A 23,709-nucleotide genomic window follows, 5' to 3' on the forward strand; every position below is an offset into this window, starting at 1 on the left:
GGGGTTGGGGAATAGGGGGCCAGAGTCCACTTCTCCAAAAACAGCTGGCGCTGCTTGGTCAGCACGATGGCGGTAGCGTCGGCCAATACAGCGTGATCTTTCCCACTATTCGGGAGAGCCTCTTTGCTGGTGGGGGCCGGATAGGGGGCAAGCAGCAGTCCCGCCAGGTACTTGGCATCCGGTGAGTGACCTACCAGTGTGATAGTGAGCGGGCCGCCTGGGTGGTTCAGGGTGACATGAACCGGGCCGCCCTGTCGTGCCCCAAACAGCTGCCAGGGATCCGGGTTTGGCAGTGCCTCGCGGGATTGTCCCGCCAGATAGCGCTGCGTTAGCCACTCCTGCGGTTGCCACTGCTCGGCCCAGATGGGCTCGCCATTGACCAGAACGCTGCGCTCGAAGGGGTGGGGCAGATACTCCCACTCGCCGGGGTCATCGAGCCAGAGGGTGAGCTGGTAGCGCCCCTTGGCGACCTCCAACCGTACGCCATCCAGATTGCGCAGCCCATCGCGCACCAGGGCATCGCCGGAGGGGCGCAAGATGGCGGTGGGGTGGCCAATCAGCCGGGGATCCCCCGGGCTCAGGGGCTCAAAGCCGGTAAAGCGGGGCGCAGCCGCCGCCCCCAGATCCAGCGCAATGGTGCCCGCAGGCAGAGTCAGACCGGGCTCCCAGTACCAGCGGTGAATGGTCATTGAGGGGGCGTTATCGGCCATAAAGAGATAGAGCTTGGTGAGTTTGTCCAGCGCCAGCGCTCTGGGCTGGCTGGTGCGCCACTCACTCAAGGCAAAGCGCTGGGTGAAGGGGCCGGGGGCGACAATCCGCTCCAGATTGACCCGGCTGCGGTAGTTGACCGAGGCCTCATCGTCGATACGCAGGATCAGGGTTTGCGGGCGGGCGCTGGGGTTATGGCCCTCGATCACCAGTTCATCATCGCTGCCTATTGGCCAGTTGTGGGTGCTCAGATCGAGCCGCTGGGGGGTCTGGTTACCTGTCAGGGGCAGCGGGGTCTGCCCCTCCAGCCGGGTAGCGCCCATCGCTGCATTGGCGCAGAGCAGGATAACCAGCCAGAGCCTTTTGCTCATCCGGCTAGCCCCTTCAACCAGTTGTTCAGCTCGGCAGCCTTGTGATCCCAGCTTTGCAGGGCCACCTGTTGTTGGCGAGTGTGGCGCCCTTCGCTGCGGGTGAGCCCCTCCCAGCCACTCTCCTGAAACCATCCTGGATTGGATTGATCAAAGGCGGCCCGGTTGATGGCCTGGGCCAGGCTCTCCCCATCGTGGGGGAGCTGGATCTGATCCCGATAGCCATCGAGGGCCGGAAAATCGGTGCTGACGATGGGTCGCCCTGCGGCCAGATATTCACGCAATTTCAACGGATTGCAGGCACGGATCTGGGCGTTGTCGACAAAGGGCAGCAGACTCACCTGCCAGTGCTGGGCATAGGCCGCCAGCGAGTGATGGGGACGGGGCCCCAGCAGATGGATATTGGGGAGCCCCTTGAGGGGGGAGATATCGGTCTGGACCGGGCCAATCAGCACCAGATCCCAGTGGGGCAGGGCGGCAGCCGTCTCTGCCAGCAGGGGGATATCAATCCAGTCGCTCAGGCTGCCGTAAAATCCGGCAATGGGACGGCCGGAGGGGAGATCCGCCGGGCGCTCTCTGGGGGGCATAAACAGCTCGAGATCCACGCCGTGGCTGAGGAGCCGGGTTTTATGGGGCGGAAACCGGCTGGCCAGCGCGGGGCTGGCGGCCAGAATGAGATCGGCTTTTTCCACCAGTCGGGCCTCGCAGTGGGCAATGGCCTGATGATCCACCCCTGCCAGCGCCGAGAAGTCATCGCCGCAGTAGTAGATCACCGCCCGCTCTTCGAGCTTGCCAATCAGATCGACGGCGCTGGGCAGGGAGATCCAGAGCAAGGGGCGATCCAGCTCGGGCAGCTGACGCCGGATCTGCGCCGCCAGCCAGTGGCCATTGATCTTGCCCGCCAGCCGACTGCCCGGCAGCGGCAAGGCGAGCGGCGGCAGAACCCGGGGGCTGCTGGCTTCGGATGGCGCAACCGACTGGCCGCCAGCATGGCGCGCGCCGCGCAGCACCGCCCCCAGTTTGCGGACGATGCGGGTGAGATCATGAAGGGTAAAGCGGGGGCAGCGCATGCCGATGGAGTTGACCCAGAGCACCTGATAATCGGGCAACAGACGCTTGATCAGATGCTGGGTGCTGGAGGGGTGCTGGCCCCAATCCTCGCCCAGCACCACCAGTTGCGGCAGTGAGTGTGGTTTCATGCAAGGGTCTCCGAGGCGTGTGCGGGGTCGCTGTGATCCTGTGGTTGCAACGGGCGCAGTACGGTGGCCGGTACACCCGCTGCCAGCACACCTGCGGGCAGATCCCGGGTCACGACGCTGCCTGCGGCGACAATGGTGCCGGCGCCTATGGTGACACCGGCCATCACCATCACCCCGGTGCCAAGCCAGACATCCTGCTCCAGCACAATGGCTCCCACCTGTTCATCGCGATCCGGCAGGCCCCGGGCGCGATCGCGGGCGTTGATCGGGTGCCCCGGGTAGCCCGCCAGAAAGGCACGCCCTGCAATTCTGACGTTATCCCCCAGCACTATCTTGCTGCCCACCGCCAGGGTGGTTTGCCAGCCAATCCCGACATTGCGGCCAATGACCAGCCTTGGTGTCTGGCTCGATGCCCGGCCGCTGATGGTCATGGCGGCGCTGAGACGGCAGTCGGCGCCGATCTCGATGGTGACCGGACCGCTGATATAGGGGATGCCGCCATAGAGGTAGAGGCGCGGGGCGGGGGCCGTGAGGCGAGATTGAAACAAGGGGGTCCACCAGAGGGTGCGGGTCAGGGTTGCCAGCGCGTTGCTGCCCAGCAGATAGAGCCGATAAAGCAGTCGATGCAGGGGAGGGATCACGGGGAATGACCAGTGGCGGACACTTTTGGCCAGTCGCCATACTCGACGAGCCAGTGGCGTTTCCCCCTGTTTGGCCCAGCTTTTCATCCGGTGCAGGTTGATGGTGTTCATGGCGACCTCTCCCTCTGGTGCAGTCCGTTGCTCGCTAAGCAGAAAGCAGGGATCGGGCCAACAGGACGGCCCCAGCTAGATCGGGCCAAATGGGGCTAAGAGTAGAGTCAGATTGCGCCGGTCGGTGCAATTTGCAGCCAGCGTTGTGCAAAACGCAAATGCCAGTCTCATTCTGGGCTTGTGCAGGCCGGTTAAGCCGCACAGAGGGCTATCGCTTCAGGGCGGGAGTGAGTGGCGTGGGCTTTGCATTAGCGGTAGCTGACCCGGAGCAGGATGCTTCGGGTGGCTGGGAGGCCCTATGAAACTTGGTGTGAACCAGATTGCCATGCTCTATTACGCCGGCGGCTTGCTCCTGATGAAGGGGATCTCCCTGCTGATGCTGCCGGTGCTGACCCATCAGCTGCTGCCTCGTGAATACGGCCAGCTGGAGGTGCTGTTGACCCTCATCAATCTGGGCTCCCTGATCCTTGGCTTCGGGCTGGTGGATGCCCTCTACCGCTTTGCCGGACTGGCGAAAGATGAGCAGGAGCGCCAGCAGGTGGTGGCCCGCATGTTTGGTCTGGTCTGGCTGATCGCTCTCGCCAGTCTGGTGCTGCTCTGGGTGTTGGCACCTGTGGTGCAAGCCTGGCTGCCGGTGGAAACCCGCCTCTCGGATGTGCGCTGGGTGCTCTGCGCCCTGCCGTTTGAAGGGGTGATCGGTGTGCCGCTGGCATGGCTGCGGATGCGCAATCAGGCGCGACTCTTTTTCGTGGCGACCGCAGGAAAGGCGGTGATCCAGTCGGTGCTGACCGGCTGGTGGCTCTGGCTCGGCTGGGGAGTGAGCGGGGTGCTGGCTTCCGGCACCTTGACCTGCGTCGCATTGGCGCTGCTGCTCAGTCTCTGGCAGTGGCGAGATAGCGGGATCCGCTTTGACTGGCAACACTATCGGCCGCTGCTGCGCTATGGGCTGCCACTGGTAGTGAGTGGGCTGGCGGGGTTTGCCCTGAGCGGGCTGGATCGCTGGCTGCTGGCCGATGTGGTGGGGGAGGCATTGCTCGCCTACTACGCGGTGGCGGGCAAGCTGGCGCTGGCGGTGGGACTGTTGCTGCAGCCCTTTGCCCTCTGGTGGTATCCCCGCCGTTTCATGTTGTTGCGCGAGCCGGATGGACTGCGCCTCAATGCCCATTACAGCGTGCTTGGGTCGGTGCTGGGGTTTGTCACCGCGGGCATCGTTGGGCTCACAGCCCCTTTGCTGATCCGCTGGTTGACGCCGGAGAGCTATCACGGGGCGATCGCCTATATTCCGCTGCTGGTGCTGGGGATGGCGGTACGCAACGTCTCGGATTTGCTCAATGTCGGCTGCTTTAGCGGCGAGAAAAGCCATGCCCAGATGGTGATCAATCTGGGCTGCGGCGCCCTCGGCGTGGCGGGCTTTCTGTTCGCCATTCCGCTCTTTGGGGTCGCCGGGGTGATCTGGACCCTGCTGCTGGTCTATCTGGTACGAGCCCTGGCCTTTTATTTGGTGAGCCAGCGGTTGCTGCCGCTGCCCTATCGTCTCTCGACCCTTTGGGCCAGCTCCCTCGGGGCGCTGGCGATGGTCTGTCTTGGTCAATGGTGGGCAGGATCATGGCTCGTCTGACCCCGGCCCTCTGGGCAAGCGCCATTTGTCTTGTGCTGGCCCTGCTCTGGTGGCGGTTGCCCCATCCCTTGCTGCTACCGGTGGTTGGCCTTGCCATTCCCGCCATCTGGTTTGCCCTGCGCTGGCCCTTCTTGATGGTGCTGGGGTTTGTCACCTTCTCCTTCTTTCGGCTGCATGAGGTGTTCCCCCAGCTCTATCCCCTCAAGATCCCGCTGCTCTTTTCGCTGGCCGCCATCGGCGCGCTGGTCTGGCACATTTTGCTGACCGGCCGGATCAATCCTTACTGGAGCCAACCCCTGAGCTGGTTGACGGCCTTCTTTGTGATGGTCTCCATCGGCGTGCTGTTTGCCAGCAACCGGGGCGAGGCGATCGCCACCTGGACCGGCAGTTACAGCAAGATCTACCTTATGACCCTGGCCACCGCCTGGCTGGTGCGCACCCCGGGGGATTTTGCGCTGGCGGTGCGCACTTTTGTGGTGGCGGGCTGTCTGGTGGCGCTGGTGGCTCTCTTCAACAAGGCGAGCGGAATTGGGCTGGTGGAGGGCACCCGGGTAACCATAGGGCGCGAGCTGGGTTCAGTGCTGGGGGATCCCAATGACCTGGCGCTGGTGCTGCTCTTTCCTGCCGGTTTTTCCCTCAGCTTGCTGCTCAATCAGGGCAATGGGGTCGGGGGGCGTTTGCTGGGGGGGCTCGGCTTTGCGTTGACTGCGGCCGCCATTATTGCCACCCAGAGCCGGGGTGGCTTGCTGGGTATCTGTGCAGTCAGCGGCCTGTTTGCCTGGCAGCGGGTGCAGTCGAAAACCCTGTTGATCTCGCTGGGTATGGTCGCGCTGATTGTGCTGTTTGCCGCCGCCGGGATCAGTGACCGGGCCTCTGGCGGCGCCGCCGAGAGCGGGGTCGATGCCTCGGCCATGGGGCGGATCTACGCCTGGCAAGCGGCCTGGGGCATGGCGCTGGGCCATCCGTTGGTGGGGGTGGGCTTGTCCAATTTCTATTACAACTACTTCTTCTACAGCCCCCATTGGGATGGGCTGAATCATGCGGTGCACTCCACCTGGTTCGGGGTGCTGGCTGAAACAGGCTTTGTCGGCCTTGCGCTGTTTATCGGCATGGTGACGGTGACCCTGCGCAGTTGCTGGCGTTGTCAGCTTGCTGGCATGCCTCCTGCTGTGATCACTGCCATACAAGGGGTGATGGCCAGCATGGTGGGGTTTGTGATCTCGGGCTCCTTCCTGACCCAAGGCTTTACCTGGCCCATCTATCTGGAGCTGGCGCTGGCCGTCGCCACCATCAAATACGTGCAACAAGCGGCTGTACAAGCAAATTTCGCCGCAGGTGATCACCAAGAGGTAACCCTGTTGCCGGCAGTGCCACCCAAGGGAGCAAAAGGATGAGTACAACCCCTGTTTTGCTGGTTCACTACGGTGAAGACTGGATCCGCGGCAGCGAACGTTGCCTGCTGGATCTGCTGGCTCACCTCGATCGCAGCCGGTTTACGCCGTTGCTCTGGTGCAATAGCCCGAGTCTGGCGGCAGAGGCGGCCACCCTCGGGGTCGAAACCCTGGTTGAGCCTTTTAGCCTGCTGTTAGGATGGCAGGTGCCCCGTTTTGATTTTGCCGCACATCGGCGCCTGTGTCAGCGGGCCAGCGCGCTGATGACCGGACGGCAGATTGGGCTGGTGCACGCCAACAGCGCGGCCCCTTGTCAGTGGCTGGCGGGGGTCTGTCGGGCGTTGCAGGTGCCGCTGGTGTGCCACCTCCATGCCCGTTACCAGCCCAGAGATAGATTCAGCCTGCGGGTGCATCAGGCAAGCGTGCTGATTGGGGTGAGCGAGCCGGTGTTGACCGGTTGGCGCCAGGATGGATGCGCGGCCGATCGGTTGATCCGGGTACCCAACGGGGTGGATGCCGCCAGACTGAATGCAGGAGCTCACTGGCCTGTCGTCGACATGCTGGGCTTGTCCCCGGGGGAGTTGATCATTGCCACCGTCGGTTCCCTGATCAAGCGCAAGGGGATTGATCTGCTGATCCGCTCGCTGGCTGCCTTGACTGAGTCGGGGGAGGCTGCCCGGTTGTTGATCATTGGCAGCGGCCCGGAGCGGGAGGCGCTGATGGTACTTGCTGCCGAACTCGGGGTGGCTGAGCGGGTGCACTTTCTCGGCGAGCGGCCAGACAGCGCGGCTATATTGCGTGGCGGGGTGGATCTGCTGGTCTCCGGTGCCCGTGAGGAGGTGTTTGGTCTGACGCTGGCGGAGGCGGGCATGTTGGGGCTCGCGGTCAGTGCCTATCGGGTGGGCGGTATTCCCGAAGTAGTGGTAGAGGGCGTGAGCGGTTTGCTTGCGACGCCGGGGGATTGGATCGAGATGGCTGACCACTGGCGGCAATTGAGCAATCAGCAAACCCGATGTGCGATGGGACGGGCCGGTCAGCAGCGTGCCGCACAACTGTTCACTGTGGATCGCTATGTCGAAAAGATAACGGCAGTATGGGGTGATGCCCTGGCTGGCCGCTGGCGCAGCACATCTCAATCATCCTATGGCACGCCTTATGCGTCCATTGTCCGCTGGGCGTGGCAGCGGCTTGTCGCCCAAGGGCGCCGCATGCTGACTAGAGGGTTGGCAAGGGTGGTGGAAAAAGTGCAGGCGGGGTTCGGCCGCAGCAAGTTACCAGAGTAAGGAGCACCACCAGATGACAGCAGAGATGAAAGCAGTGAGCGGCAAGATCCTGGTGGTGGATCCCATCCCCTTTCGGGGGGGATCCAAGGTGGCGACCGAAGTGCTGCTCGATGAGCTGAGCAAGAGGATGCCTGAGCTGACATGTCATGTGTTGACGCAAGATCCCGACTCCTGGCCCCGTTGCCAGCATCACCCCCTTTGGCTACCCCGGATATTGAAGGGGCGGGAATCCGGCATCGGCTATCTCCTCAAACAGGGATGGCAGACCATGGCCATAGTGTTGCTGGCGTGGCGTTTGGGGGCTGTCAAGTGCTTGCTGGCCGCGTCAGGACCCGGGGTGGATCTTTGCTGTTACTGGGCCGCACGCTGGTTTCGGTGCCGGGTGGTGCAGCTGATCCACGGGCCGGTGGGTTGCTCGGGGCTCTCTGCCAGAGCACTGCAACGCGCGAGTTTTGTGTTTTATCTGGAGTCTGCGCGCAGCTCTTTGGCGGCTTTATTGGTGCGGCTTGGAGAGACCGATTTCCCATCACATTGGAAGCCATTTACTAACGGCTTGAGCGAGATTGATTGGCCCACCGCGACTTTGGGTGGCTCCCGTATTTTATGGGCGGCATCTTTGCTGCGGTGGAAGGGGTTGGAAACCATGCTGGCAGCCCATCAAATGATCGCTGACGCTCGCCCGACATTAATGGTTTGTTATCTGCAACCCAAAGGCACTTTGCAACCCAGCAGCCAGCCCCAGCCACACCTACCAGACACCTACTGGTATCCAAACCCGCAGAACCTTGACGAGATAAGGTCTCAATGCGGTATTTTTGTCTCAACCAGCCACCAGGAACCTTTCGGGCTATCCATTCTGGAGGCAATGGCCGCGGGATTATGCGTGGTGATCCCGGCCGATGGTGCTTGGTGGGATCGACACCTCACTGATGGCGTGGATTGCCGCAAATATCAACCGAACGATCCTGGCGATCTGGCGCGGGTGCTGGCAAGCCTCAATGCCATGCCCGATGTGGCCATGAGACTTGGCCACCATGCTCGATTACATGCCAAGGCCCATTACAGCGCGGCGGATACCTACCAAAGCACGCTGGAACAGTGGGAAGAGCTGTTGCGATGGGATGCATTGAGCCGTTCAGTGAATGGTTAGCCCGGAACGATCCCGATCCATTGCAGGGATGATAAGAAGCTCACTCCTACTATGGGGGAGGCTTATGGGCAGGTTGGAAGCGGGAGGCTGGGTGGCTCAGCCAGTCTGATGCAGTTACGGCCGGATGACGTTGCTGTGTAGAGCGCAGAATCAGCGAGTTTGAATGTTATTTCAAAGCATTGAAATGTAAATGTAAATTGAACTTCTGCAGTTTATGACCACGAACTTCTGCATGTTGTGTTTCACATATGAAACAGCTGGACGGGTCTGGCTTGGCTCTATTACGGTAAAAGCGGATGAAGTCCTGACGGTTAAGTTACTCAAATGAAAACTGTTGCTATCTGTAGCAATGGCCCTCAAATTTCATCATGTCCCCATTGTGTACCACGCGCATCTGCATCAGATAAATAAACCCATATAAATCAGGCTATTAAAAAAGACATATTGCAAAACGTGGAAGTAGAAGGTGGGCTCAATGCCGGATTGTGCTGTTTTGCTCATAAGTTCCGAGATAGGGTGTCCGGGATGGCGACGACGCCAAAGTACCTGGGTGAGCGGTGCCCTGCACCACAATTGCCTGCATGGTAAACCATAGCGCAGGCAGAACGAAGGGCAGCTCGTCTGGCTGCTGGTTTATTGGGCAGACTGCCGTGGCGTCATTTGGCTATGTCTCTTACTTTTTGCTCCACCTGATGGGCAATGGCTTGAATATGTGCCAGTTCCAGTGTGCCCACTCTCAACTGGGGCAAGACTTTGGGTAGTGCGGCTGCACTGACGACATAGGGGGCGGTCGTCTTCTGACACAATTCGACATACCAGCCGGGTAGCACCAGGATCCCGCCTACCGGCACATCTGTGCCCGTGGCGCTATTGAGCCAGTTACGCACCGAGGTAACGCTGCGCCTAACCTGATCCAGCGGTTCGGTTTCTACATGATTTGGGAAGTGCAGCACATTGTTTTCCACCCTTACCTTGAACTGCCTAGTACCGTCATTGATTGGTTTGGATCGTCCCTTGGTTTCGACAACGAAGACGCCATTGGGGGAGATTATCAGGTGGTCGATGTTGAACCCATCGAACGGAATATCGTGATAGACCCGATAGGGGTGATCCTTGGGCCTGACTAGGTATTCGAGCTCTTGCCCGACGGCCAGCTCACAGGCATAGCCGAGTTTCAGATGCTGTAGGCGTCGGATGACCTGATAGGTGCGATAGGAGAAGTAGCTAAAGGCGACTGCTGCCATTACCCCGAAAATGACTAGCTGGTTGAGTGATACCCGAGTGCCGTTGAGGGTGTTCTGTAACAATGCCAGCAGGGCGACCATGAGCAGCATCAAGGGGGTCATCAACATGAGGCCGAAGAGATCGATCCTCTGATCATCAATTTGCTCTTGCAGGGTATGGCCTGCCGGTCTGAGTAGATCCCGGGTCAAAGGGCTGGTGTGATGCCGTTTGTACCTCTTCATGATAAACGTCATGGCGCCAATCAGTAAAAACAAGGGACCCAAAAAGAGCAGAGCAATAGCCAGAATCGAGGTGACCACAGAGGGGAGTTCCATTCCATCTCCTTGAAATGCGACAGACAACGAAATTATTACCGAACAATCTCTATGCGGAAGTCTCTTTTTTCGCTTGCACAGAGGGTTGCAAGGGAAGGATAGAGGTCAGAAGACAGATAGTGCTTGTCGCCATTGGTATTAGACCGGGCTCTCTCCCGTCGAGGTGACAGGCGGCCTGCATAAAGGAGGGCAGTTTGCCGCCTTGCCGGCAGAACCCGGGTAAAAGAATGCCAGTCGGTATCGACTGGCATGCAAGGTATGGCCTGACGGATGCCCGGCGTCGGGATCAGAGCAGGTCTTCGAGCTGGTACTTCTTGAGCAAGGTGTCGAAGGTGCCATCGGCCTTGACGCTGTCGATGGCGGCATCGAATTGGCTCTTGAGCTTGTCATCATTCTTGCGCAGGGCCACCGCTACCCCTTCCCCGAGGATCTTGTCCTGGGTGCCGTTGAACTGGGGGCCGACGAAGGCGAACTGCTTGCCCATCTCCTTGTCGAGGAAACCGACCTTCAACTGCACCATGTTGCCGAAGGTGTAGTCGGCGCGGCTGGACTGCAGATCCAGCATGGGGGACTGGGCGTAGACGTAGCGCTTGATCTTGGCCACGTCACCGTAGCGGGCCGTGATGAAGTTGTCCTGGGGCGTGCCCTCCTGCACAGCTATCACCTTGCCCTTGAAGTGCTCAGGGGTGTCGGCAAAGTCGGCCGCCTTGTCGCTGCGACCCACGAAGCGGTTCTGCATCATGTAGTAGACCTGGCTGAAAGCGACCTTCTGGCGCCGCTCGTCCGTGATGTTCATGGAGGACATGATGGCGTCGTACTTGCGCACCTGCAGGCCGGGGAGCAGGGCATCCCAGGGCTGGTTGATCACCTCGCACTCCGTCTTCATGGCCGCGCACAGGGCATAGGCCAGATCCACTTCGAAGCCGCCGAGCTTGCCGCTACTGTCGACCATTTCGAAGGGAGGGTAGGTGGCGTCGGTGGCGATCACCAGGGGTTTGGCGGCGGCCTGGCCGGCGGTGGCCAGGGCCACCAGCATCATCAGTGTGTTGAGTTTCATGGTCAGTCCCTTGAAGTGTGGTGTCATTCCTAGAGTTCTAAATGGTGCCGGCCTCAAGGGCCGACGGCTATCTTGCGATGGGTGAGGGCAGGCAGCTGGCTGCGCACCAGGCGCTGGGCCGCGAGATCCAGGGTGGCGATGGCCATGCCCTGACCCTCCTCTACCTGGGCCAGCACCTGGCCCCAGGGATCGATGATCATGCTGTGGCCGAAGGTACGGCGCCCGCCGGGGTGCTCACCTCCTTGGGCTGAGGCCAGCACGAAGGCCAGATTCTCCACCGCCCGGGCCCGCAGCAGCAGCTCCCAGTGCGCCAGCCCGGTGGTGTGGGTGAAGGCCGCGGGCAGGGCGATGAAATCGGGGGCAGGGCTCAGGCGAAATAGCTCGGGAAAGCGCAGGTCGTAGCAGATCCCGAAGCGCAGCACGCCCCAGGGCAGGGGATGGCTCACCACCTCCCGGCCCGGGCTCATGGTCGCGGCCTCGTCATACTGCTCCTGCCCGGTGCAAAAGCCAAACAGGTGCAGCTTGTCGTAGCGGCTCACGAGCTGCCCTTGCGGGTCGATAAGCAGGCTGCTGTTGTGCATCTTGCCGGGCTCATTGCTTTCAAGGGGCAGGGTGCCCGCCAGCAGCCAGATCCCGAGCTCCCAGGCCAGCCCCTGGGCCCAGGCCAGCAGAGGGTGATCGCTGACGGGGGCGGCCAGGGCCACCCGTGCCCGCTCATCTTCCGGCATCAGGTAGAAGTATTCGGGCAGCAGGGCAAACTCGGCTCCCTCGGCCGCGGCCTGACGCAGCAGGGCCTCGGCCTGGGCCAGGTTGTGGTCAAGGTCATCCCCGGACACCATCTGCAGGACGGCAACGCGCACTGATTCCATGGTGCCTCCTAGACGCCGCACAGGCGCTCGGCGCCCGCCAGCAGGGTGTCCTCATCCTTGGAGAAGGAGAGGCGGATGACCCGTTGATCCGTGCCGTCGTGATAGAAGGCGGAGACCGGAATGGTGGCGACGCCGTGGTCACGAGTGAGCCGCTGCACGAAGAGGCTGTCCGGCTCGTCGCTTACCCGCTCGTAGCTCGCCAGCATGAAGAAGCTGCCCGCCGAGGGGAGCAGGGTAAAGCGCGAATCCCCCAGGGCCGAGACCAGCAGATCCCGCTTGCGCTGATAGAAGGCCGCTAGCCCCTGGTAGTGGGCCGGTTGCTGCAACAGGTGGGCGAAGCCGTACTGCATGGGGGTGTCAGCGGCGAACATGGCGAACTGGTGCACCTTGCGGATCTCCTCCATCAGGGGGCGCGGTGCCACGCAGTAACCTACCCGCCAGCCGGTGACATGGAAGGTCTTGCCGAAGGAGAAGACGGCGACGGAGCGCTCCACCAGCTCCGGATAGCGGATCACGCTCTGGTGCAGGGCGCCGTCGAACACCACGTGCTCGTACACCTCGTCCGAGAGGATCAGGATGTCGGTGCCGCGCACCAGGCGGGCCAGGTGCTCCTGATCCCCCGCCTGCCAGACGGTGCCGGTCGGATTGTGGGGGGTGTTGAGCACTATCATGCGGGTGCGGGGCGTGATGCGGGCCGCGACCTCGTCCCAGGGGATGGCAAAGCTCGGCGCCTTGAGGGCGATCACCACGGGGGTAGCGCCCTGCAGCTGGATCATGGGGCGGTAGCTGTCAAACGCCGGCTCGAACATGATCACCTCGTCCCCGGGGTGCACCAGGGCGGTGATGGCGCAGAACAGGGCCTCGCTGGCGCTGGCGGTGATGGTGACTTCCTCGCCGGCATCATAGTGGTGGCCATAGCTGGCCGCTATCTTGGCCGCCAGTTGCTCGCGCAGGGCGGGCAGCCCGGTCATGGGGGCATACTGGTTCTCCCCGGCCAGCATGGCCTCGTGGGTCACCCGGATGAGCTCGGGATCGCAGGGGAAGCTCGGTGCCCCCTGGGAGAGGTTGATGCTGGGATGGCGGGCGGCCAGATCCCCGATCACGCTGAAGATGGTGGTGCCCACCTGGGGCAGTTTGCTGACAATGCGGGGGGAAGACATGACGTCGTCACCTGAGTGTTTGAAAAATGTCCCTTTTTAGTCCTCGCTCTCTTGCCGGACAACGGATTATTCGGCATGTTATGCATGAGTTTTTCTCAAGCATGGAGGCTTGTATGTTGTCCACCCAACCCCGCAGCCAATTGCCCCTGTATGGCTTGCAGGTTTTCGAGTGTTCTGCCCGCCATCTGAGTTTCACCCTGGCCGCTGACGAGCTGTGCGTGAGTCAGGGGGCGGTGAGCAAGCAGATTGCCCAGCTGGAGGCCCGCCTCGGCCACCTGCTCTTCGTGCGCGGCACCCGCTGCCTGGCCCTGACCCCTGCCGCCGAGCGGCTGTTGCCTTTCGTCCGTGAGGGGTTGGCCCGCATAGGGGAGGGGCTCGGCGCCCTGCAAACCCTGCCCCACGAGCAGGCCATCAGCATCAAGGTCCCTTCCTGCGCCAGCCGCTGGTTGCTGCGACGGTTGCAGGACTTCGAGGGGGAGGCAGTCGAAGTGCGTGGCAGCCACAGCCACGGCATCGATTTTTCCCGGGAGCCATTCGATCTCGCCATCGTCTATCAATCCTGTCAGGCCAGATACCCCCACAGCCAGCCGCTGTTTCAAGAGCAGCTGACCCCCGTCTGTGCCCCCGCCTTTGCCGCCAAGCACCGTTTGTTGGAGCGCACCATTGAGGAGTTGCCCCTGCTGCCCCTGCTTCATGCCAGCGCGGATCGGCGGGATTGGCGCAACTGGTTTGCCGCCTTCATCGCCACCCCCTGGCAGCCCCAGGGAGGCCAGCTGTTCGATACCCTGGATCTGGCGATGAATGCCGCCTTGCAGGGATTCGGCCTCTCCCTCGGGGATCCCACCATAGTGGCCGAGGAGCTGGAGAGCGGCGCCCTGGTAGCCCCCTTTGCCCCGGTGCTCAGCACGGATCACGAGTATGCCCTGGTTGCCCGTCCCAACAGCCAGCGCCAGGGGGTGGCCCGCACCTGTCATTGGTTGCTGGAAAGCCGCGACCATCCCTGATCCCCGTCAGTGCCTCGCCTGACGGGGCGAAATCGGCCCGAGCATTGCACTGCTTCCTCATAAAAACAGCCCCGCTGGCGGGGCTGCTGTCATGCTGGTGGCTGCTGGCCGATTAAGGGATCAGTGGCAGATCTTGTAGTAGACCTCGTTCCAGCGCAGGGTCTCCTTGAGCGCGGGGATACGGGTGTGCTCGTCAATCACCACGAACTCTATGCCCATGATGTCGGCGAAGGTGCGCAGCTGCTCTATGTCTACCGACTGGGTGAACACAGAGTGGTGGGCGGCGCCCGCCAGGATCCAGGCCTCGGCGCTGGTCTGAAGGCTCGGCAGGGGCTTCCACAGGGCGCTCGCCACCGGTAATTTCGGCATGGCTTCTGGCAAGTCCACCACTTCCAGCTGATTGACCACCAGCCGGAAGCGATTGCCCATGTCGATGAGGCTGGCGTTGACCGCCTTGCCGGCTGGCGCAGCGAACAGCAGGCGGGCAGGGTCGGCCTTCTTGCCGATCCCCAGATGCTGGGCATCCAGTACGGGTTTGCCGGCGGCGATGGAGGGGCACACTTCCAGCATGTGGGATCCCAGTACCAGGTTGTTGCCCGCCTCCAGGTGGTAGGTGTAGTCCTCCATGAAGGAGGTGCCACCCGCAAGGCCTGTCCCCATCACCTTGATGGTGCGCAGCAGGGCCGCCGTCTTCCAGTCCCCTTCTGCCCCGAAGCCGAAGCCTTGCTGCATCAGGCGCTGGCAGGCCAGCCCCGGCAGCTGGTGCAGGCCGTAGAGATCCTCGAAGGTGGTGGTGAAGGCGCCAAAACCGCCCTCGGTGAGGAATTTCTTCATCCCCAACTCCTGGCGCGCCGCCTCGTAGAGGGACGCGCGCAGTGGCCCACCTGCTTGCACCGCCTCGGTCAGGATATAGCTCTGTTCGTACTCGGCCAGCAGCGCCTCTATGTCGGCGGCGGGCACGGCATCGATGATCTTCACCAGATCGCCGACCGGGTGGTAGTTGACCTGATAGCCGAACTGGATCTGGGCTTCAATCTTGTCGCCTTCGGTGACGGCCACGTTGCGCATGTTGTCGCCAAAGCGGGCGATCTTCAGGTGGCGGCTGTCGTGAATGGCGGCGGCGATGCGCATCCAGTTGCCGATCTTGCTCCTGGCTTCCTCATCCTGCCAGTGGCCGACCACCACTGTGCGTGGCAGTCGCAGGCGGGCCCCCATGAAACCGAACTCGCGCCCGCCGTGGGCGGTCTGGTTCAGGTTCATGAAGTCCATGTCGATCTCGCTCCAGGGCAGATCCCGGTTGAACTGGGTGTGAAATTGCAGCAGAGGTTTTTGCAGCTGACTCAGGGCCGGGATCCACATCTTGGCGGGGGAGAAGGTGTGCATCCACACCATGAGCCCAATGCATTGCTCGCTGTGGTTGGCATCGCGAGCGACGCTGCTTATTTCATCGAGGGTAGTGCCGGTGGGCTTGAGCACTATCTTGATGGGCAGCCCGGCCCCCTCGTTGAGCTGGCTGGTCATGGTATGGGCATGATCGGCGACCTGCTTCAATGTGGTCGCGCCATACAGGTGCTGGCTGCCGACCAGAAACCACACTTCCAGCTGTTTCATAAATTCCATGATCTTGTCCTCTTGATTGATTAAGTCTCGGTCTGGCCGTAATAGGCGTGCTTGCCATGTTTGCGCTGGTAGTGTTTCTCCAGCAGGTAGTCTGGCAGGGCGTGCGCCTGCGGGTTTATCTGGCCGGTGAGCCACGCCATGCGCGCCACCTCTTCCAGCACCACGGCGTTGTGCACCGCCTCATCCGCATCCTTGCCCCAGCTGAAGGGACCGTGGTTGGCCACCAGCACCCCCGGCATGGTGAGAATGGGGGTCTGTTTGAGGGTCTCGACGATGAGATGACCGGTCAGCCCCTCGTAATCCTCTTCGACCTCCCTTGGGGTGAGCAGACGGGAGCAGGGGATCTCGCCGTTGAAATAGTCGGCCTGGGTGGTACCGAAAATGGGAATGGGGCGCCCCGCCTGGGCCCAGGCGGTGGCATGGGTGGAGTGGGTGTGCACCACGCCGCCGAGTTCAGGGTAAGTGCGATAGAGCACCAGGTGGGTGGCAGTGTCGGAAGAGGGGCGCAAGGATCCTTCCACCTGCTTGCCCGCGAGATCCAGCACCACCATGTCCTCGGCCCGCATCCGCTTGTAGCTGACGCCGCTCGGTTTGATGACCACCAGACCCCGCTCCCTGTCGATGCCGCTCACGTTGCCCCAGGTGAAGGTCACCAGATGATGGCGCGGCAGATCCAGGTTGGCGGTCAGCACCTGCTCTTTGAGCGCTTTGAGGTTCATGCCAGTGCTCCCTGGTTGTAGAGGGGCTCGGCGGCATGGCTCCATTGAAGGTAACGCTGATAGAGCCGCTCATATTCGGCGATCCGTTCAGGTTGTGGCTGGTGGATGCGCTCCACGGCGCTCGCCATGTCCCGCTGGGCATCAGCCACATCGGCGTAGATACCGGCCGCCACGGCGGCAAAGATAGCCGCGCCCAGGGCGCAGCACTGATCCGATGCCACCACCTGGATGGGGCGATTCATCACGTCGGCGCAGGTCTGCATCACAGTCGTTGATTTGCGGGCTATGCCGCCGAGCGCGATCACCTGGTCCACCGGCACCTGTTGGCTAGTCATGCACTCCATGATGCTGCGGGCACCGAAAGCGGTGGAGGCCACCAGAGCGCCGAACAAGTCGGGCGCATCCGTGCCGAGGTTGAGGCCGGTGACAGTGCCCTGCAGGCGCTGGTTGGCGTAAGGGGTGCGGCGTCCGTTGAACCAGTCGAGTACCACCGGCAGGTGGGCCAGATCGCGTTGCTGCTCCCAGGCGGCGGCCAGGCTTAGCAACAGCTGCTGCTTGTGGGCCTCGATGGCGGTATAGAGCTCCGGATACTGGGCGGCGAACCGGTCCAGCGGCCAGCTCAACTGGCGCTGATACCAGGCGTAGATGTCGCCGAACGCCGATTGTCCCGCCTCCAGCCCCACCATCCCCGGTACCACGCTGCCGTCCACCTGGCCGCAGATCCCGGCGATGGCACGCCCGCCTATGGTGGCTTCGTCCGCGATCAGGATGTCGCAGGTGGAGGTGCCTATCACCTTGACCAGCGCATTGTTGCCGGCCCCGGCCCCGACCGCGCCCATGTGGCAATCAAAGGCGCCGCCCGCTATCACCACCTCGCAGGAGAGGTGCAGCCGCTCCGCCCATTCGGGCGTCAGGGTACCGACCGGCAGATCGGCGGTCCAGCTGTCAGTAAAGAGCGGGAAGTCGAGATCCTGGGTCAGCAGCGGATCCAGCGCATTGAGAAAATCGGCAGCTGGCAGGCCGCCCCAGCTCGGGTGCCAGAGGGACTTGTGGCCGGCGGAGCAGCGCCCGCGCTTGATATTGGCAGGGGCCTGGGTGCCGCTCAGGATGGCGGGTACCCAGTCGCACAACTCGACCCAGTTGCAGGCGGCGGCGCGAACCGCAGCATCGCTGCGGGAGACGTGCAGTATCTTGGCCCAGAACCACTCGGAGGAGTAGACACCGCCGATGTAGCGGCTGTAGTCGGGGAACTGGCCGCCGTGGCAGAGCGCCGTGATGGCTTCTGCTTCCTCGATGGCGGTGTGATCTTTCCACAGCACGAACATGGCGTTCGGGTTGTCGGCAAACTCAGGAAGCAGGGCCAGCACCCGGCCCTCTTCATCGATGGGGGCGGGCGTCGAGCCCGTGCTGTCTACCCCTATGCCGCGCACGGCGGCGCGCTGGGCGGGGGATAGCTGGCCCACCACCTGCACCACCGCTTGTTCCATGGACTCCAGATAGTCGAGGGGGTGGTGGCGGAACTGGTTATGGACCGGCTGGCAGTAGTGGCCGGCTTGCCAGCGCGGGTAGTAGACGACATGGGTCGCGAGTTCAGCGCCGTCGTGGCAACGCACGGCGAGTGCCCTGACCGAATCGCTGCCGAAGTCGAGTCCGATGACGATGTGCTCGGACCTGGGGTGCTCAGACATATGTGCTCCTGACCATCAATGAAGGGGTAACAGGGAGGAACCATAGGAGATGCACAGAGCGGACGGTTAGCCATTGGCTGCTGGAAATATGGATTTAAACGCTGTCAGTGCAAGAGGGTGACGACCCTCCGGAATTTGATATGTGACTATTTTGCTAAATATATAGACAAAATGGCTGCAATTTCATGGCGTGATCCTGCTCTCCATTTTTTCATGTGAAAACGATTACAACTTGGTTCGCTCATCTAGCGACAACAATAACGTCATGTTTGAACGTGCTTTTATGCGGCTAACGGAGTGAATCAACTGAACAGCCGCACTTCGTTGATACATGGATTGATAGAACAGTTGGAGACACTCGCATGAACAAAATAGTTAAAAGCATGATTGCAGTAGGGTTTGCCCTCGGTATAGCAAATTCTGCTTTCTCTGCCGAGGCATTGAAGCTGGGCTACCTGGTCAAGCAGCCGGAGGAACCCTGGTTCCAGACCGAATGGACCTTTGCCGACAAGGCCGGCAAGGATCTCGGTTTTGATGTCATCAAGATTGCCGTGCCCGATGGCGAGAAGACCCTCAATGCCATCGACAGCCTGGCGGCCAACGGCGCCAAGGGCTTTGTCATCTGCACCCCTGATCCCAAGCTGGGCTCGGCCATTATGGCCAAGGCCAACAGCATGGGGCTGAAAGTCATCACGGTGGACGATCAGTTCGTCAACGCCAAGGGCAAGCCCATGGAAAATGTGCCGCTGGTGATGATGGCCGCCACCAAGATAGGGGAACGCCAGGGGCAGGAGCTCTACAAGGAGATGCAAAAACGCCAGTGGGACGTGAAGACGACAGGGGTGCTTGCCATCACGGCCGATGAACTGGATACCGCCCGTCGCCGGGTTGAGGGTTCTCTGAGCGCGCTCAAGGCCGCCGGTTTCCCCGATGCCCAGATCTATCGTGCGCCGACCAAGGCCAATGACATTCCGGGAGCACTGGACGCCGCCAACTCCATGCTGGTGCAACATCCCGAGGTGAAGAACTGGCTCATCGTTGGCATGAATGACAACACTGTGCTCGGCGGCGTGCGCGCCACCGAAGGGCAGGGCTTCAAGGCCGGGAACGTCATCGGCATCGGCATCAATGGGGTGGACGCGGTGAACGAGCTGTCCAAGTCCAGCGCCACCGGTTTCCTCGGCTCTCTGCTGCCAAGCCCGGATGTGCACGGCTACAAGAGCATCCAGATGCTCCATGACTGGGTGGTCAATGACGTAGAGCCGGCCAAGTTCACCGAAGTGACCGACGTTGTGCTCATTACCCGCGACAACTTCAAGGTCGAGCTGCAGAAAAAAGGTCTGTGACAGGCGCGGTTTAACCCCTGACATCTCTACAGGCATGGCGCAAAACCGCCCATGCCTGTTACCTGGAGTAAACACATGGATCAGTCAGTTCCTTATCTGGAGTTTTGCGGCATCAGCAAGGAGTTTCCTGGCGTCAAGGCGCTGCAAAACGTCTCCTTTTCCTGTCACAGGGGCACAGTGCATGCGCTGATGGGCGAAAACGGCGCGGGCAAATCCACCCTGCTCAAGATACTGAGCGGCTTTCAGGCCCCCACCACAGGGGTGGTGAAGCTGGATGGTCAGGAGAGGGTGTTTCAAAACACGGTCGATGCGCTGGAGAGCGGGATCGCCATCATTTACCAAGAGTTGCATCTGGTCCCCGAGATGACCATCGCCGAGAACATCTATCTGGGCCAGCTGCCCACTCGGCATGGTGTCATCGATCGGGAAAAACTGTACCTGGATGCGACCAGACAGCTGGCGTGCCTCGGCATGGATGTGTCGCCCGAGACGCCCCTTAAATACCTGTCGCTGGGTCAGTGGCAGATGGTGGAGATCGCCAAGGCCCTGACCCGGGATGCGCATATCATCGCCTTTGACGAGCCGACCAGCAGCTTGTCGTCCCGCGAGATAGAGCAGCTGTTTCGGGTCATTCGCCAGCTGCGCGATGAGGGCAAGGTCATCTTGTATGTCTCCCATCGCATGGACGAGATCTTCGAGTTGTGTGATGCCATCACCGTTTTCAAGGATGGCCAGTTCGTGCGCACCTTTGACGCTATGGCGGAGGTCAGCCGGGATCTGCTGGTCAAGACCATGGTGGGGCGCGAGCTGACAGATATCTATGGCTACAGTCCTCGTCCATTGGGGGAGCTTGGCTTGCAGGTCAGCAACCTGATGGGACCCGGCCTGAAGGCACCCATTTCGTTTGAAGTGAAACGCGGCGAGATTCTCGGCATTTTCGGTCTGGTGGGCGCTGGTCGCAGCGAGCTGATGAAGCTGATTTTTGGTGCCGACAAGATGGTGTCCGGCGAGATTTCGGTGTTCGGCAAGCCGGTACCCATCCGCAACCCCATCGATGCGATTCACAGCGGCATCATGCTCTGTACCGAGGACAGAAAGGCCCTTGGCATCATCCCCATCCACTCTGTGCAGGAAAACATCAATATCAGCGCCCGGCGCCACAAGGCGTGGGGAGGCTTCTGGATCAACCAGAAATGGGAAGACGAGAACGCTCGGCTACGGATCCGCGACATGCGGGTCAAGACCCCGTCTCCTCATCAAGCCATCATGAACCTCTCCGGCGGCAACCAGCAGAAGGCCATTCTGGGCCGCTGGCTCTCCGAAGACATGAAGGTCATCTTGCTCGACGAGCCGACCCGCGGCATCGACGTCGGGGCAAAAAATGAAATCTACAACGTGATTTACGATCTGGCCAAGGTAGGTATTGCCGTCGTGGTGGTCTCGAGCGAGCTGCCGGAGGTACTGGGCATTGCGGATCGGATCATGGTCATGCGGGAAGGGGTGATCGCAGGGGAGCTTTCCCACCATGACGCCAATGAAGTCAAGGCGCTGAACCTGGCCATGCCGGCCCGTTGATAACCCATGACAGCGATGTAACAGCATTCGGAATAATCAGGAGAAATACCATGACAACAACGACTTCTGTCGGTCAGGCCGCGACTGTCTCGGCGGCCACCGGCACCAGAGTGCAACTGGCTCGAGTGTGGGATCAATACGGGATGCTGGTGATCTTTGCCATCCTGTTCCTGCTGGCCTGCGTGCTGATCCCCAACTTTGCTAGCCTGATCAACATGCGTGGCTTGGGCCTTGCGGTCTCCATGTCCGGCATGGTGGCCTGCGGCATGCTGTTCTGCCTCGCCTCCGGTGAATTCGACATGTCGGTCGGCTCGGTCGTCGCCTGTTCCGGCGTGGCCTGCGCTGTGGGGATCAACGCCACCGAGAGCATCACGGTCGGCATCCTGGCCGGCATGTCGGTCGGCGTCCTGTTTGGCCTCATCAACGGCATAGTGGTGGCCAAGTTCAAGATCAATGCCCTGATCACCACGCTGGCAACCATGCAGATGGCGCGCGGGGTGGGCTACATCATCTCGGACGGCAAGGCGGTCGGCATAGTGGAGGAGGGCTTCTTCGAACTTGGCAGCTCAGCCCTGCTGGGGATCCCGACGCCTATCTGGCTGACGGCGCTGTGCTTCGTGTTGTTTGGCCTGCTGCTCAACAAGACCACCTTTGGCCGCAATACCCTGGCGATGGGGGGCAATGAAGAGGCCGCCCGGCTGGCGGGGGTCAACGTGGTGCGCACCAAGATCATCATCTTTACCATGACGGGGCTGATCGCCTCGATTGCGGGGATCATTCTCGCCTCCCGCATGACCTCCGGGCAGCCCATGACCTCCATCGGCTTCGAGCTGGTGGTCATCTCGGCCTGCGTGTTGGGAGGGGTCTCCATGAAGGGGGGCATAGGCAAGATCTCCTACATCATCGCCGGTGTGTTGATCCTGGGCTTGATGGAAAATGCGATGAATTTGCTCAACATATCCCCGTTCGCCCAGTACGTGGTGCGTGGCTTGATCCTGCTCGCCGCCGTCCTGTTCGACCGCTACAAGCAGGTGCGCAAGGCACGAGTCTGACCCTGGTTTTCTCACGCCATCTCAGGCCAGCATTTCGCTGGCCTTGTTGTCTGGTCCTCCCCCTGCGCCCAGCAGACCCGACTGTGAGCCAGTTCAATAAATTCACACTGCGCTGGCCGTCAGATAGCGTGTTCCCAAAGCGAGTCTCTACAATGGCCCATGCCGACTTTTTTACCCAAGCGCTTTTTTGTGCCATGTCATCAATGCAAAAAGAGAAGCCAAAACAACTCAATCCCCTGTTGCCCGGATATGCCTTCGATGTGTTTCTCGTCTCTGGTATGACCCCGATCGAGCAACACAGCCCGCTCGACTTCATCATCGACCGACCTGGTGGCATGAAGGGGTTCATCGTCAACTTGACCATCAAGGGCAAGGGGCAGATCTTTCAGGGTGATCAGGCGTTCACGGTGGAGCCAGGCGACTTGCTGCTCTTTCCGCCCGCGGCCGTGCACTATTACGGCAGGGCACCGGATGCCCGGGAGTGGTATCACCGCTGGGTCTATTTCCGGCCAAGAGCCTATTGGGCCGACTGGCTCAAGTGGCCGCGGGCGGTCGCCAATGTGGGGCGCCTGAATCTGGCAGACGGCCAGTTGCTCGATGAGTTTGATGCGCTGTTTCTCGATATCGAAGAGACCCACAAACAGCTGAGGCCCATGTCGGAGCAACTGGCGATGAACCTGCTGGAGCGGCTGCTCATCCGTTGTTACGAGGCGTCCTCCCTGACGGAATATCCCGCCATTGATCACAGGGTTCACGAGGCGTGCCAGATCCTGAGCGACTCGCTTTCGGCTGAGATATCGGTCGAGGCGCTGGCCGAGCAGGTGTTTTTGTCTCCTTCGCGGCTGGCCCACCTGTTTCGTGAGCAAGTGGGGGTGAGCATAGTGCGTTGGCGCGAAGATCAACGGATCATGCGGGCCAAGCTCCTGTTGCAGACCACGCCCATGTCGGTCGCCGCCATTGGCCAGCAGGTGGGGTATGACGATCAGCTCTACTTCTCACGGGTGTTCAAGAAACGGGTCGGTGTCAGCCCGACCGAATATCGCAAATGCGCCACCCCGCTCTGACAGGGGGATTGCAGACAGGGGCGAGGCGCCCGCCAGGCGTCATCAGTGTTGCAGATGCCGGATCAGGCCAGTTTTTCGAAGGTTGCACTGGCCCCCGAGGAAGAGGGCCAGTGAAGGGACTGACTTGCTCAGCGCTGGCGAGCCTTGAATCTGGGATTGCTCTTGCAGATCACGAACAGCTTGCCGCGGCGGCGGACAATCTGGCAATCCGGGTGGCGCGACTTGGCTGATTTGAGGGAGGAGAGCACTTTCATGACTTGTCTTTTCCTTTGTTGAAGAATTGGCCGAAACGTTGACCAAAGCGGGCGACCTGGCCCTCTTTGCCGATCTGCTTCTGCTTGCCGGTATAGAAGGGGTGAGAGGCACTGGAGACATCCAGCGTCACATAGGGATAGGTATTGCCATCCTCCCACTGCTTGGTGCGGTCTGTCTTGAGGGTGGAACCCACCAGAAAATAGGTGTTGGTGGTCAGATCGTGAAACAGGACCTGACGGTATTCGGGGTGAATGTTGGGGCGCATGATACTC

At 61.2% G+C, this 23,709-nt stretch carries 20 protein-coding genes and 1 pseudogene; 9 read left to right on the plus strand and 12 right to left on the minus strand.

Features of this window, described 5'->3' with window-relative positions:
• The 3 genes and pseudogenes from AACX78_RS11155 to AACX78_RS11165 form a co-directional block, all read right to left on the minus strand.
• A pseudogene (locus AACX78_RS11155) lies at positions 1–1,079 on the minus strand (hypothetical protein); the annotation flags it as partial.
• The gene (locus tag AACX78_RS11160) at positions 1,076–2,275 is read right to left on the minus strand and encodes a glycosyltransferase (protein WP_159166230.1); all 1,200 of its coding nucleotides are present in this window, start codon (positions 2,273–2,275) and stop codon (positions 1,076–1,078) included. The gene AACX78_RS11160 and the pseudogene AACX78_RS11155, both read right to left, overlap by 4 nt.
• Positions 2,272–3,027 (minus strand): acyltransferase, encoded by a 756-nt coding sequence (locus AACX78_RS11165; protein WP_100653875.1) that lies wholly within the window; start codon positions 3,025–3,027, stop codon positions 2,272–2,274. The genes AACX78_RS11160 and AACX78_RS11165 overlap by 4 nt, the downstream gene beginning before the upstream one ends.
• Positions 3,028–3,325: 298 nt before the next feature.
• Here AACX78_RS11165 and AACX78_RS11170 point away from each other — a divergent pair, with 298 nt between their 5' ends.
• The 4 genes from AACX78_RS11170 to AACX78_RS11185 all read left to right on the plus strand — a co-directional run bounded on the left by AACX78_RS11170 (position 3,326) and on the right by AACX78_RS11185 (position 8,469).
• A complete protein-coding gene (locus AACX78_RS11170) occupies positions 3,326–4,645 on the plus strand; it encodes a lipopolysaccharide biosynthesis protein (RefSeq protein WP_159166231.1) in 1,320 nt (439 codons plus the stop codon).
• Positions 4,633–6,039, plus strand: a complete 1,407-nt coding sequence (locus AACX78_RS11175) for an O-antigen ligase family protein (protein ID WP_159166232.1) — start codon at positions 4,633–4,635, stop codon at positions 6,037–6,039. The genes AACX78_RS11170 and AACX78_RS11175 overlap by 13 nt, the downstream gene beginning before the upstream one ends.
• A complete protein-coding gene (locus tag AACX78_RS11180) occupies positions 6,036–7,319 on the plus strand; it encodes a glycosyltransferase family 4 protein (RefSeq protein ID WP_159166233.1) in 1,284 nt (427 codons plus the stop codon). The genes AACX78_RS11175 and AACX78_RS11180 overlap by 4 nt, the downstream gene beginning before the upstream one ends.
• A gap of 88 nt (positions 7,320–7,407) precedes the next feature.
• A complete protein-coding gene (locus AACX78_RS11185) occupies positions 7,408–8,469 on the plus strand; it encodes a glycosyltransferase family 4 protein (protein ID WP_236556326.1) in 1,062 nt (353 codons plus the stop codon).
• A 656-nt stretch (positions 8,470–9,125) separates the two neighbouring features.
• Here AACX78_RS11185 and AACX78_RS11190 read toward each other — a convergent pair.
• The 4 genes from AACX78_RS11190 to AACX78_RS11205 all read right to left on the minus strand — a co-directional run bounded on the left by AACX78_RS11190 (position 9,126) and on the right by AACX78_RS11205 (position 13,114).
• On the minus strand, positions 9,126–10,028 hold the full coding sequence (locus AACX78_RS11190) for a nuclease-related domain-containing protein (protein ID WP_159166235.1): 903 nt from the start codon (positions 10,026–10,028) through the stop codon (positions 9,126–9,128).
• A gap of 286 nt (positions 10,029–10,314) precedes the next feature.
• The gene (locus tag AACX78_RS11195; RefSeq protein ID WP_159166236.1) at positions 10,315–11,085 is read right to left on the minus strand and encodes an ABC transporter substrate-binding protein; all 771 of its coding nucleotides are present in this window, start codon (positions 11,083–11,085) and stop codon (positions 10,315–10,317) included.
• Between the two features lie 53 nt (positions 11,086–11,138).
• A complete protein-coding gene (locus AACX78_RS11200) occupies positions 11,139–11,954 on the minus strand; it encodes a carbon-nitrogen hydrolase family protein (RefSeq protein WP_159166237.1) in 816 nt (271 codons plus the stop codon).
• 8 nt (positions 11,955–11,962) lie between these two features.
• The gene (locus AACX78_RS11205; protein ID WP_159166238.1) at positions 11,963–13,114 is read right to left on the minus strand and encodes a methionine aminotransferase; all 1,152 of its coding nucleotides are present in this window, start codon (positions 13,112–13,114) and stop codon (positions 11,963–11,965) included.
• A gap of 113 nt (positions 13,115–13,227) precedes the next feature.
• Between AACX78_RS11205 and AACX78_RS11210 the strand changes: the two genes are divergently transcribed.
• Positions 13,228–14,118, plus strand: a complete 891-nt coding sequence (locus tag AACX78_RS11210) for a LysR family transcriptional regulator (RefSeq protein ID WP_159166239.1) — start codon at positions 13,228–13,230, stop codon at positions 14,116–14,118.
• 120 nt (positions 14,119–14,238) lie between these two features.
• Here the strand turns inward: AACX78_RS11210 and araA are convergent, their stop codons facing one another.
• Genes araA through AACX78_RS11225 form a run of 3 tightly spaced genes read right to left on the minus strand, consistent with a single transcriptional unit; the run spans position 14,239 to position 18,145 of the window.
• On the minus strand, positions 14,239–15,738 hold the full coding sequence (gene araA, locus AACX78_RS11215; RefSeq protein WP_159166240.1) for an L-arabinose isomerase: 1,500 nt from the start codon (positions 15,736–15,738) through the stop codon (positions 14,239–14,241).
• A gap of 20 nt (positions 15,739–15,758) precedes the next feature.
• Positions 15,759–16,457: an L-ribulose-5-phosphate 4-epimerase gene (locus AACX78_RS11220; protein WP_159166241.1), complete on the minus strand. Its 699-nt coding sequence runs from the start codon at positions 16,455–16,457 to the stop codon at positions 15,759–15,761.
• Positions 16,454–18,145 (minus strand): ribulokinase, encoded by a 1,692-nt coding sequence (locus AACX78_RS11225; RefSeq protein WP_159166242.1) that lies wholly within the window; start codon positions 18,143–18,145, stop codon positions 16,454–16,456. Before AACX78_RS11225 ends, AACX78_RS11220 begins: the two co-directional genes overlap by 4 nt.
• 362 nt (positions 18,146–18,507) lie before the next feature.
• On the opposite strand from AACX78_RS11225, the gene AACX78_RS11230 reads away from it, so the two are divergent.
• The 4 genes from AACX78_RS11230 (at position 18,508) to araC (ending at position 23,182) form a co-directional block, all read left to right on the plus strand.
• Positions 18,508–19,491 (plus strand): arabinose ABC transporter substrate-binding protein, encoded by a 984-nt coding sequence (locus AACX78_RS11230; protein WP_021139578.1) that lies wholly within the window; start codon positions 18,508–18,510, stop codon positions 19,489–19,491.
• Between the two features lie 75 nt (positions 19,492–19,566).
• Positions 19,567–21,066: an L-arabinose ABC transporter ATP-binding protein AraG gene (araG, locus tag AACX78_RS11235; protein WP_159166243.1), complete on the plus strand. Its 1,500-nt coding sequence runs from the start codon at positions 19,567–19,569 to the stop codon at positions 21,064–21,066.
• A 50-nt stretch (positions 21,067–21,116) separates the two neighbouring features.
• A complete protein-coding gene (araH, locus tag AACX78_RS11240) occupies positions 21,117–22,118 on the plus strand; it encodes an L-arabinose ABC transporter permease AraH (RefSeq protein ID WP_017412388.1) in 1,002 nt (333 codons plus the stop codon).
• A 152-nt stretch (positions 22,119–22,270) separates the two neighbouring features.
• Positions 22,271–23,182, plus strand: a complete 912-nt coding sequence (gene araC / locus AACX78_RS11245) for an arabinose operon transcriptional regulator AraC (RefSeq protein ID WP_058394633.1) — start codon at positions 22,271–22,273, stop codon at positions 23,180–23,182.
• 128 nt (positions 23,183–23,310) lie between these two features.
• Here the strand turns inward: araC and ykgO are convergent, their stop codons facing one another.
• Positions 23,311–23,436, minus strand: coding sequence for a type B 50S ribosomal protein L36 (ykgO, locus tag AACX78_RS11250; protein ID WP_005300174.1), 126 nt, complete (start codon positions 23,434–23,436; stop codon positions 23,311–23,313).
• A complete protein-coding gene (locus tag AACX78_RS11255; protein WP_159166244.1) occupies positions 23,433–23,702 on the minus strand; it encodes a type B 50S ribosomal protein L31 in 270 nt (89 codons plus the stop codon). Before AACX78_RS11255 ends, ykgO begins: the two co-directional genes overlap by 4 nt.
• Between the last annotated feature and the right edge of the window lie 7 nt (positions 23,703–23,709).

This window comes from Aeromonas sp. 9A, assembly GCF_963900955.1.
Lineage (GTDB): Bacteria > Pseudomonadota > Gammaproteobacteria > Enterobacterales > Aeromonadaceae > Aeromonas > Aeromonas salmonicida.

Coding starts and splice junctions, on each gene's coding strand:
- AACX78_RS11220 (WP_159166241.1), bottom strand. CDS start 16,457: ATGAACCTCAAAGCGCTCAAAGAGCAGGTGCTGACCGCCAACCTGGAT.
- AACX78_RS11190 (WP_159166235.1), bottom strand. CDS start 10,028: ATGGAACTCCCCTCTGTGGTCACCTCGATTCTGGCTATTGCTCTGCTC.
- araA (WP_159166240.1), bottom strand. CDS start 15,738: ATGGAATTTATGAAACAGCTGGAAGTGTGGTTTCTGGTCGGCAGCCAG.
- AACX78_RS11160 (WP_159166230.1), bottom strand. CDS start 2,275: ATGAAACCACACTCACTGCCGCAACTGGTGGTGCTGGGCGAGGATTGG.
- AACX78_RS11170 (WP_159166231.1), top strand. CDS start 3,326: ATGAAACTTGGTGTGAACCAGATTGCCATGCTCTATTACGCCGGCGGC.
- ykgO (WP_005300174.1), bottom strand. CDS start 23,436: ATGAAAGTGCTCTCCTCCCTCAAATCAGCCAAGTCGCGCCACCCGGAT.
- AACX78_RS11205 (WP_159166238.1), bottom strand. CDS start 13,114: ATGTCTTCCCCCCGCATTGTCAGCAAACTGCCCCAGGTGGGCACCACC.
- AACX78_RS11255 (WP_159166244.1), bottom strand. CDS start 23,702: ATGCGCCCCAACATTCACCCCGAATACCGTCAGGTCCTGTTTCACGAT.
- araH (WP_017412388.1), top strand. CDS start 21,117: ATGACAACAACGACTTCTGTCGGTCAGGCCGCGACTGTCTCGGCGGCC.
- AACX78_RS11175 (WP_159166232.1), top strand. CDS start 4,633: ATGGCTCGTCTGACCCCGGCCCTCTGGGCAAGCGCCATTTGTCTTGTG.
- AACX78_RS11195 (WP_159166236.1), bottom strand. CDS start 11,085: ATGAAACTCAACACACTGATGATGCTGGTGGCCCTGGCCACCGCCGGC.
- araG (WP_159166243.1), top strand. CDS start 19,567: ATGGATCAGTCAGTTCCTTATCTGGAGTTTTGCGGCATCAGCAAGGAG.
- AACX78_RS11210 (WP_159166239.1), top strand. CDS start 13,228: ATGTTGTCCACCCAACCCCGCAGCCAATTGCCCCTGTATGGCTTGCAG.
- AACX78_RS11230 (WP_021139578.1), top strand. CDS start 18,508: ATGAACAAAATAGTTAAAAGCATGATTGCAGTAGGGTTTGCCCTCGGT.
- AACX78_RS11225 (WP_159166242.1), bottom strand. CDS start 18,145: ATGTCTGAGCACCCCAGGTCCGAGCACATCGTCATCGGACTCGACTTC.
- AACX78_RS11200 (WP_159166237.1), bottom strand. CDS start 11,954: ATGGAATCAGTGCGCGTTGCCGTCCTGCAGATGGTGTCCGGGGATGAC.
- araC (WP_058394633.1), top strand. CDS start 22,271: ATGGCCCATGCCGACTTTTTTACCCAAGCGCTTTTTTGTGCCATGTCA.
- AACX78_RS11180 (WP_159166233.1), top strand. CDS start 6,036: ATGAGTACAACCCCTGTTTTGCTGGTTCACTACGGTGAAGACTGGATC.
- AACX78_RS11165 (WP_100653875.1), bottom strand. CDS start 3,027: ATGAACACCATCAACCTGCACCGGATGAAAAGCTGGGCCAAACAGGGG.